At 39.9% G+C, this 6213-nt stretch carries 7 protein-coding genes; 3 read left to right on the top strand and 4 right to left on the bottom strand.

Going from position 1 to position 6213, the window contains the following annotated elements; genetic code table 11:
* On the bottom strand, positions 1–329 hold a 329-nt coding region (locus ACH63V_RS04460; RefSeq protein WP_396462864.1), incomplete at its 3' end, for a DUF6367 family protein.
* Between the two features lie 483 nt (positions 330–812).
* Between ACH63V_RS04460 and ACH63V_RS04455 the strand changes: the two genes are divergently transcribed.
* The gene (locus tag ACH63V_RS04455) at positions 813–2024 is read left to right on the top strand and encodes a KGG domain-containing protein (RefSeq protein ID WP_396462860.1); all 1212 of its coding nucleotides are present in this window, start codon (positions 813–815) and stop codon (positions 2022–2024) included.
* A gap of 63 nt (positions 2025–2087) precedes the next feature.
* On the opposite strand, the gene ACH63V_RS04450 is transcribed toward ACH63V_RS04455, so the two are convergent.
* On the bottom strand, positions 2088–2324 hold the full coding sequence (locus ACH63V_RS04450; RefSeq protein WP_191014963.1) for a hypothetical protein: 237 nt from the start codon (positions 2322–2324) through the stop codon (positions 2088–2090).
* A 285-nt stretch (positions 2325–2609) separates the two neighbouring features.
* Here ACH63V_RS04450 and ACH63V_RS04445 point away from each other — a divergent pair, with 285 nt between their 5' ends.
* Positions 2610–3221 (top strand): LexA family transcriptional regulator, encoded by a 612-nt coding sequence (locus ACH63V_RS04445; RefSeq protein ID WP_263613479.1) that lies wholly within the window; start codon positions 2610–2612, stop codon positions 3219–3221.
* A gap of 71 nt (positions 3222–3292) precedes the next feature.
* Here the strand turns inward: ACH63V_RS04445 and ACH63V_RS04440 are convergent, their stop codons facing one another.
* Positions 3293–3904: a LysE family translocator gene (locus tag ACH63V_RS04440; protein ID WP_396462859.1), complete on the bottom strand. Its 612-nt coding sequence runs from the start codon at positions 3902–3904 to the stop codon at positions 3293–3295.
* A 156-nt stretch (positions 3905–4060) separates the two neighbouring features.
* Between ACH63V_RS04440 and ACH63V_RS04435 the strand changes: the two genes are divergently transcribed.
* Positions 4061–4516 (top strand): Lrp/AsnC family transcriptional regulator, encoded by a 456-nt coding sequence (locus ACH63V_RS04435; protein ID WP_000376211.1) that lies wholly within the window; start codon positions 4061–4063, stop codon positions 4514–4516.
* A 57-nt stretch (positions 4517–4573) separates the two neighbouring features.
* Here the strand turns inward: ACH63V_RS04435 and ACH63V_RS04430 are convergent, their stop codons facing one another.
* Positions 4574–6190 (bottom strand): purine-cytosine permease family protein, encoded by a 1617-nt coding sequence (locus ACH63V_RS04430; protein WP_396462858.1) that lies wholly within the window; start codon positions 6188–6190, stop codon positions 4574–4576.
* Between the last annotated feature and the right edge of the window lie 23 nt (positions 6191–6213).

The following is a 6213-nucleotide window of genomic DNA, read 5'->3' as shown; positions in this document are numbered from 1 at the left end:
TCTATAGGTATATAATTAGATAAATCTAAAATTTCTTTTATTAAAGTTTCTGCTTCTACTATTGTCTTTAAGTTATATTTATTTTTATTATTTTTTGAAGCTACTTTATCTACTAGCTCTTTTATATCCTCTTTTTCAATATCTTTTGATTTAATAATATATAAGTCTCTTTGGAAAGGGTGACTTGCATGAGGCGGGTCTAATCTGTAGCTCCAGTCTTGATTATAATTCTGCCAAGAGTTTTTAAGCTGTATATTACTCAATAAAATTTCAGGTACAGAAATATGGATATATTGTAGAGTTGGCTGTGTTTGAGTTAATTGCATGATTCATTTCCCATAAATATTATATGTTAATTTTAAATCTTGATTTTGTTCGCTCAAGTGAATTGTTTTTAGAAAAGTAATCATTTATGTTATTGTTTTTAAATAATTTTAATTGTATTTTTGATTTGTTTCTTCAAGAGAGAAGATGTTTTTGTTTTTTATTGATTTGTACATTCTGAAAGTTTATGTTATTTAAAATGGATTTTTAAATGCATTTGTAAAAATATATTGTTATGTAGGTTTGAGTAATAATAAGTATGATGAGTATTTAAAAGGTAAAAGTGCATAATAATTTATAAATATTTTAATTGATAAAATCTTTATTTAAATAATCATCTTAGTGTATTTAACTCTATTTTAATTTATATACATTTAAAAAGATTGAAACATAGCATCGGTATAAAAATATTCTAAATCTCTTATCTTAAATTTATCCGTTAAGTAAAAGCGGTAGCGACTATAATTTTAATATAGGAAGATATAACTATGGCTAATACTAGATATGAAGATCAAGATAACAATAGTTCAGGTACTTCAAATCGTGGATTTGCAAGTATGGATCCTGAAAGAGTCAGAGAAATAGCCAGTAAAGGTGGGCGTGCTGCGCATGCAAGTGGCAATGCACATGAATTTACTTCAGAAGAAGCTCGTGAAGCTGGACGAGCTGCACATGCCAGTGGTAACGCACATGAATTTACCTCAGAAGAGGCTCGTGAAGCTGGTGCTTTAAGTCATAAAAATGATGATCGTAATGGTCGTGGTCGCAGCCGTTATGACGACGACGAAGATGATGACCGCGGTCGTTCAGGTGGTCGAGGCCGTAGCCGCAGCCGTTATGATGACGACGAAGATGATGATCGTGGCGGCCGTTCAAGTGGCCGAGGTCGTGGTCGCAGCCGCGATGACGACGATGAAGATGATGATCGCGGTCGTTCAGGTGGTCGAGGCCGTAGCCGCAGCCGTTATGATGACGACGAAGATGATGATCGTGGTGGCCGTTCAGGTGGCCGAGGTCGTGGTCGCAGCCGTGATGACGACGATGAAGATGATGATCGCGGTGGCCGTTCAGGTGGTCGAGGTCGTGGCCGTAGCCGTTATGATGACGATGAAGATGATGATCGCGGCGGCCGTTCAAGTGGCCGAGGTCGTGGTCGCAGTCGTGATGACGACGATGAAGATGATCGCGGCCGTTCAGGTGGCCGTAGCCGTAGCCGTTATGATGACGATGAAGATGATGATCGCGGTGGCCGTTCAGGTGGCCGAGGACGTGGTCGCAGTCGTGATGACGACGATGAAGATGATCGCGGTCGTTCAGGTGGCCGAGGTCGTGGCCGTAGCCGTTATGACGACGACGAAGATGATGATCGTGGCCGTTCAAGTGGCCGAGGTCGTGGCCGCAGCCGTCGTGATGACGACGATGAGGATGATGATCGCGGTCGTTCAAGTGGCCGAGGACGTGGCCGTAGCCGTTATGACGATGACGAAGATGATGATCGTGGCCGTTCAAGTGGCCGAGGCCGTGGTCGCAGCCGTGATGACGACGATGAAGATGATGATCGTGGCCGTTCAAGTAGCCGAGGTCGTGGTCGTAGCCGTTATGATGACGATGACGACGATGATCGCCGTGGCCGTTCAGATGGTCGTGGACAAAACTCTCGTAATCAAAAACGCGATGCGTATGGACGCTTTACGTCTTAAGCAGACAGTTTTTGAGAATAAAGGAGGCATTATGCCTCCTTTATTTTTATGATTTTTATAAACTTATGAGTGAGTAAGGGGCTGTAAACCTTTTACAATATCTGTAAATTCTGAGCCATTTATCCAAAAAGATTTCTTTAAAAATAGTGTCGTCATAATACTTTCGGCTGCTTCACTTTCCGGATTTTCACAGAAAATTCCGTAGCTTTCGCCTAATACCGCATCATTTTCAATAAGACGGATAAAATAAGCATGTTGTTCATTTGCATAACCTAAAACTGCATCACGTTGATTTTTCATTTCGCATGTCTCCATACCAAAAAAACTGAATCTAACTCATATTTAAGTGTTCAGAATTTCATTTGATAAAAATCAAAACAGTCAGTAATAAGGACTATTTCACAATGGGTTTTGATTCTCTTCAAATTGCCATTTTCGTTTTAGCATCCCTGTTAAAAGTAAAATGGATTAAAATCTGATCATGAAATTTATTGTTATGCAAAAAAAATATTTCGTCAACTTGAAAATGTAACTTTTTCAAGTTACATTGTTTGTGTAGGATTTGAACGGTGAGATGGAGGCGGTATGCCAAAGAAAAAAGAATTCGAGCATGGCGGTGCGCGGGAAAATGCCGGCCGTAAGGCACAGTTCAATGAACCCACCAAAGTGATTCGTGTTCCTGAGTCTCAAGTTAACTTTATCAAAAATTGGTTACTGAATAATGTCAAAACCAATAATTTAACCGACTTTAACTCAAAACTTAATGTTCAACAGGTTCACCCGAATAACGATAAAATTTACCACATTCCTTTAGCAACAGAACGTGTTGCGGCAGGTTTTCCTTCGCCTGCACAAGATGATATTGAGCAAGCACTCGATTTAAATGAATATTTAATTAGAAATGAAAATGCCACGTTTATTGTCAAAGCCAATTCATTGTCCATGCTAGACGCTGGAATTGATATTAATGATCCGCTTATTGTGGACCGTAGTATTCCCGCTAAATCGGGTGATATTGTAATTGCACTCATCGACAATGATTTCACTGTTAAGCGCTTAATGATTGATAGTCAATTTAAGCCGCCTAAAGTTTGGCTAAAAGCGGAAAATCCTGATTATCAAAATATTTATATTGAAGAGGGGCAAGAACTGGTGATTTGGGGAGTGGTGACTTATAACCTCAAACGAATGAGATAAATTTTTCTTATATTTTACTATTTAAGTTACTGACCAGAAATGATGGCCAGTAACTTTTTGCTCAATGACTTTTAAATTTGCCCAATCAATAAACATGTTGCGATAACAACCATCAAGCCACCCGAAAAACGGCCAACTAATTGAGCTGCTTGTGGTCTGGTTTTCAAAATAGCTTCTGAACCATAACCCACCATTAGGTAAATAATCGCGCAGCTAATCATGTGAACAATACCAAAGGCAAGAATTTGTGTTGTCACTGACCATGAAGCAGTAGTGTCAATAAATTGAGGAAGCAGCGCTAAAAAGAGTAAGAAAACCTTCGGGTTTAAGCCACTCACATAAACGCCTTTGGTAGCCCATCTCAACCATGACTGAGCTTTTTCAGAACCAGACTCGTTCGGAGTTGGAGGGACAAGTAATAAGTTTATTCCCATCCATAACAAATAAGCAGAACCTGCAATTGTTAGGATCATCAGAGCAGTTGGATTATTTGCTACAAGCAGACCAACACCAGCTGCTACTAATAAAATCGTAATAAAGTGCCCAAATAGCATACCTGCAACAGCGGGTACGACGACTTTGCCTTTAATCCCTGCCGAAATGGCATAGGCCCAGTCTGCCCCTGGCGTAATAATAAAAAGAATGGAGACACTCCAAAATGCAATAAAAATGTTAAAAGCCATATGCTTATCTCGGCAAACTATTTTCCAAAGGTTTCACTCGTGGTTTAGAAAAAATCCCTATTTATTCGAGCTTGTTGAAAATAATATGCTCATGTATTTAGAATGTGCTTTTAAATGTTTGCTCATATCACACTCATTTGGGGTAAATTTTTCTAAATGGATCGCACAGATAAAAAGATTCTTGCTGAATTGCAATTGAATGGCCGATTATCTATTACTGAATTGGCAGAAAAAGTCGGTTTGAGCATTTCACCTTGTCATAGACGAGTGAAGGCTTTAGAAGAGTCAGGAGCTATCAAAGGTTATCGGGCAGAGCTCGACCCGAATTTAGTCGGTTTTGAATTTTCAGCGATTGTTTTTATTACGCTTAAAGAAGGCGATAAACAGGCAGTCGAGAAGTTTGAAAATGCCGTAATTGATATTCCACAAATTATTCAGGCGCAGCGATTATTTGGTGAGCCAGACTATTTGCTGCATGTGGTGGCTAAAGATTTACCTGCTTTCCAGCGTTTGTACGATGAAAAATTATCTGCTATTCCAAGTGTGCAAAGGCTCATCTCAACCATTGTAATGAAAGATGTAGTGCCTGAACGTTTATTCCCGATTGGCTAAGAATCATCAGATATAAAAAAAGAAGCTTTAAAGCTTCTTTTTTAGTTTTAAGAATATTTAAGCATCGAGTGTTTTACACAAAGAACAGATCGTACCGTTATGTTTGTGAGAGAACATAATATCTGGACGTTCATAACCTTGCTCACATACGCGGCAGTGATAAACAGTTGCTACAGGAGTACCTTCAGCATCATAACGTGGTTCTTTAATGCCGTCATCGTGTGACTTGATGTAGTATTTTCCTTTGGTTAATAAGCCCATGATTGGTGTTAATACAAAGGCAAGTACAAGTGCGATAAGCGGTGAGTAAGGCGCCAAGAAGCTACCCAGTAATCCGAAGAATGCTGCAATTGATAAGCCTGCTGATACAAGGAACGCAACCATACCGACAGGGTTTACGTTGTATAGCATGTCACGACGATATTCCGGTTCTTTCGGTGAAAGTTTTAAAACATATTTGTTGATTGAAATGTCTGTTGCGACAACCACAACCCAAGCAATCGCAAAGTTTGAATAGAATCCTAAGATTTTACCCAGTACCGCAAACATGTTGCCTTCCATTAAAGCAAGCGCAATTGCCAAGTTCACCATCACAAAGACAATACGACCCGGATAATGTTTGCTAATACGTGTGTAGGCACTTGTCCACGCAAGGGAACCAGAGTAAGCATTGGTCACATTAATTTTAATTTGAGAAATAACTACCAAAATCACTGCAAGTGTTAAAGCTGCCCAGCCCGGAAGCATGTCATGAAACGCTGCATTAAACTGTTGAACAGGTTCAGTGCTGTTTACGCCCGGTATTTTAGTGAGTAAATAGAACCCTAAAAATGCCCCAATAATTTGTTTAATTGCGCCTAAAATCACCCAACCTGGACCCGCTGAAATAACGGCTGCCCACCATGCTTTGCTATTTTCTTTCGTTTTTGCAGGCATGAAGCGTAAGTAATCAATTTGCTCACCAATTTGCATGATTAACGATAAACAAATACCAGCACCTAACATGATTGCTGCCATATCTATGGTTGCAAAACCTTCATTACCAGTGAAAGTTGCAAACTGGCTAACTAAGGTTGGTTCTTGATAAATCAGATAGGCCACAGGACCAATCATCAGAACGAGCCAAAGCGGGGTAGTCCAGACTTGTAATTTACTTAAGGCTTTCATGCCGTAAATCACCAGCGGTATGACCATAACTGTTGAGATGAGGTAACCTGCCCAAAGCGGAATACCTAAACCGAGCAATAATCCTTGCGCCATGATTGAACCTTCAAGGGCAAAGAAAATAAAGGTGAAACTGGCGAAAATGATACTGGTCAGGACCGAACCGATATAACCAAAACCTGCACCGCGGGTAATCAAGTCAAGGTCGATGTTATAGCGAGCTGCGTAGTAGGCTAAAGGAATGCCGGTTAAGAAGATAATAATCGCTGCAAATAAAATGGAGAAAACAGCATTGGTTGTTCCATAAGACATACCAATACTGGCACCAATAGAAAAGTCAGCAAGATAGGCAATACCACCAAGTGCAGTAATAGCAACAACTTTGGGACTCCAGCGCCGAAAGCTGTGTGGAGCATAACGTAAAGTATAATCTTCTAAGGTTTCATTCACTGCTTTTTGTGAATCTGCACCTTGCACAGTGTCCAGATTTGGATGTTCAGATACACTCATAACATCAATCTCCCAATCATTTT

This window comes from Acinetobacter sp. ABJ-A23_2 (assembly GCF_044538765.1).
Taxonomy (GTDB): Bacteria; Pseudomonadota; Gammaproteobacteria; order Pseudomonadales; family Moraxellaceae; genus Acinetobacter; species Acinetobacter nosocomialis_A.
This window is presented reverse-complemented; position numbering and strand designations above follow the sequence as displayed.